This is a genomic window from Chitinophaga ginsengisoli, assembly GCF_003014595.1.
GTDB lineage: Bacteria > Bacteroidota > Bacteroidia > Chitinophagales > Chitinophagaceae > Chitinophaga > Chitinophaga ginsengisoli.
The window spans coordinates 1-2570 of record NZ_PYGK01000041.1 but is presented as its reverse complement, the minus strand read 5'-3'; the positions used below and the strand labels follow the sequence as shown (position 1 = coordinate 2570).

The 2570-nt window shown below is 39.5% G+C and carries 4 protein-coding genes and 1 pseudogene; 1 reads left to right on the top strand and 4 read right to left on the bottom strand.

Translation table 11 applies throughout. The annotated features are described in order from the left end of the window. Nucleotides 1-221: CHC2 zinc finger domain-containing protein (locus CLV42_RS33565; RefSeq protein ID WP_245901810.1), on the bottom strand; the 221-nt coding region annotated here is incomplete at its 3' end. Then, on the bottom strand, nt 199-411 hold the full coding sequence (locus tag CLV42_RS33560; protein ID WP_106606318.1) for a SymE family type I addiction module toxin: 213 nt from the start codon (nt 409-411) through the stop codon (nt 199-201). The genes CLV42_RS33565 and CLV42_RS33560, both read right to left, overlap by 23 nt. A 151-nt stretch (nt 412-562) precedes the next feature. On the opposite strand from CLV42_RS33560, the gene CLV42_RS33555 reads away from it, so the two are divergent. After that, complete coding sequence (locus CLV42_RS33555) at nt 563-901, top strand: helix-turn-helix domain-containing protein (protein WP_106606319.1); 339 nt, start codon at nt 563-565, stop codon at nt 899-901. Between the two features lie 57 nt (nt 902-958). Here CLV42_RS33555 and CLV42_RS33550 read toward each other — a convergent pair whose 3' ends face one another. Both CLV42_RS33550 and CLV42_RS33545 read right to left on the bottom strand, forming a co-directional pair. After that, a complete protein-coding gene (locus CLV42_RS33550) occupies nt 959-1462 on the bottom strand; it encodes a hypothetical protein (RefSeq protein ID WP_106606317.1) in 504 nt (167 codons plus the stop codon). A gap of 43 nt (nt 1463-1505) precedes the next feature. After that, a pseudogene (locus CLV42_RS33545) lies at nt 1506-2489 on the bottom strand (RHS repeat domain-containing protein); the annotation flags it as partial. Nucleotides 2490-2570 lie beyond the last annotated feature (81 nt).

The window sequence follows — 2570 nt, the reverse complement described above, 5'->3', positions numbered from 1 at the left end:
TTGTACATCACAAAGTCTATTACATCCAATGGCTTCCCATGCGTCTTACAGTTACTGCTAAAACAATAACAGCTATGCGTCTTGTAATACACCTGTAGGCTGGGCGTCTTGTCATCGTGGAACGGGCAGTGTAATCGCAGGTGCTTATCCGGTTTTAACCCATAATAAGATAGCACCTGCGATAACGTTAGCTGCTGCTTAATGGCTGCTATTTCCATCATAAGCCTTTTTAACGATCAGCTTTCCTTTTCCGACTATGATATCTATCGGATCACCTACATTAAAGCCTGCTTCTTCCAGCCACAGACCCCGCACATTTAGCCAGGGAACATTACGGCCGCCATGCCAATGTTTACTTAATGTCTGGTACCGACCGTGCAGCTTACCGCGACGTAGTGCTTTGTTTGCCATGTGGATATTTTTTAAGCCTGACAATATTTGGTATAAATGTAGAACATCTATACCAATAGGCAAAATATTTATGGTTTCATTAGCTCATTTTTTGTCAGTATTTTTATAAAACCAACTACTAACAAGCTTTTTAATACCATAAATGCGCATTATGAGCAGCTTTGGCAAAAAACTAAGGGAGGCCAGGGAAGCTAAAAGCTTCTCCCAGGCGGAACTGGCCAGACAGATTGAATCACATCATTCTATCATCGGTAAATATGAGCGGGATGAGGTCAAGCCTACTATTGATGTTGTAAAAAAACTAGCGGAGGTCCTCGATACTACAGTGGGCTATCTTTTGGGGGAATCGGAAGACAGGGAACTATTAAAAGATCCTTCTATGCTCAGAAGATTAAATGATATCGCAAGGTTTCCAGAGCAGGATAAAAAATGTATTCTCTACGCCCTCGATGCTATGATCAATAACGTTAAACTTAAAGCCATTCAATAATAGAAAAGCACCGGTCAATAACCCGGTGCTTTTCTATTATTGAATGGCTAATTAAACTCATTGATTTAGATATTGCATAAGTTCATCCTTAACGCCAACAATACTATTCAATGGAATTAGGTCAGCATGCAAATTCTTCAAATAATCAATTTTTCCACCAGACATATTCTTATTCATTGACCATAAAATATGGCAAATCCCGTCTTTAGTAAAAACTACAGCTGTAACATTCGAAAATTGTTCACCCCAAAAAAAAGTAAACCGCTCATACCTATCAAGCTGTGCATAATCATCATCTGTCCATTCTCCAACTTCTGCATGCAAAACTAAAACCGTCGAAAAGACATCTCCAAAACTTCTATTATTAAAGCTAGTATCATATAAACTATCACCAGCCTCAATAATTGTTTCTAATGCAGAAACTAAGGGGTCTATTGATTTGGATTTCTTGCCATCACCAAAAACCTTACCATTTAAATGCAGTTTTAATTTTGCTATTCGTTTTACCTTATCATAATCCGTAATCTCAATAGCAAAATCGCTTTCTTTACCTACTATCATAATTTTTTGCTCTGTTTTCTACTATCAATTATAATTATCCTATTTAAGGCTTTTTATTCTTTGAATCAGGATGATTCTTTCCTTTAGGATTTTCTGGCCGCAGGAACTTCTTCTGCCAATCATTCCCAAAATTTTCCCGTAACCACTTTATCCCAGCATTAATACGAGCTCGATCACTTGTTGACCTACTCTTATTATCGATCCTAGTTGTATACTTAATATCAGTACCTTTAGAATTCAATTCAATAATCGCTGTTTCCGCGCCTTTAATAGTATACGCATTTGCTTTCCCGTGGATCGTTACTAAGTTCTTTACACGCTCATGCTTTGGATCATATCTACCTGGTATGCTTCCATTTCTCTCAAAGGCAGTCTTGGTTATACCAAAATAGGCAATTGCTGATTTTCCTGTAACAATACCACTATTAATTTTATCCGATCCCGCTGTTTCATATAAATAATAACCATCGTCGCCATTGTCCTCTTTTTCCGGAGTCTTCTTAGGATCATATTGACGCTGAGGATTAGCTGTAGGTTGTGGCGATTTTTCAGGAACTTGTTGAGTAATTGTATTCTCATTAGGCGCTTTTAATAAAGGACCTCTGCCATAAGTGTAAGATTGCGGTCTAGGCAATATTGGCATCACGTCAAAAGAGGACCAATTAAAAGGTAACTCTTGTGGTATAGCAATACGTTCTACAGCCGTTATCTCACCAAATGGACTGCTTCCTGATGCCCACTCAAACGAGGTCTTTCCTCCAACATCTGCGCCCGTCTCCAGTATTTCGCTTGCATTACTAAACATTGGTGGCTCCATTCCAAATACCGGTATCAACTCCTCTGCACCATCCAAATCTATCGCCCAAATCGGCTTATTTCCTGCAAACTGATATGGTGTATACCATGGAAAATCTTGCGTCAACGGATCTACTGACAAAAATCTCCCCAACCTCGGATCATACACCCGCATCCCATAATCCTGCTGATTCCCCTCACCTTTGATTTCGTTGTCGTTCTCCTTCCCATTAAACCCATAACGATAGCCCCCTGCGCAACTTTACTCCTACAGGCAACCAGCCCTGCACGCTTTTTTACTCAAAGAACTGCC

Bases quoted from the DNA above. Each gene is read 5' to 3' on its own strand.
- CLV42_RS33560 (WP_106606318.1), bottom strand. From the start codon at position 411: ATGGCAAACAAAGCACTACGTCGCGGTAAGCTGCACGGTCGGTACCAG.
- CLV42_RS33555 (WP_106606319.1), top strand. From the start codon at position 563: ATGAGCAGCTTTGGCAAAAAACTAAGGGAGGCCAGGGAAGCTAAAAGC.
- CLV42_RS33550 (WP_106606317.1), bottom strand. From the start codon at position 1,462: ATGATAGTAGGTAAAGAAAGCGATTTTGCTATTGAGATTACGGATTAT.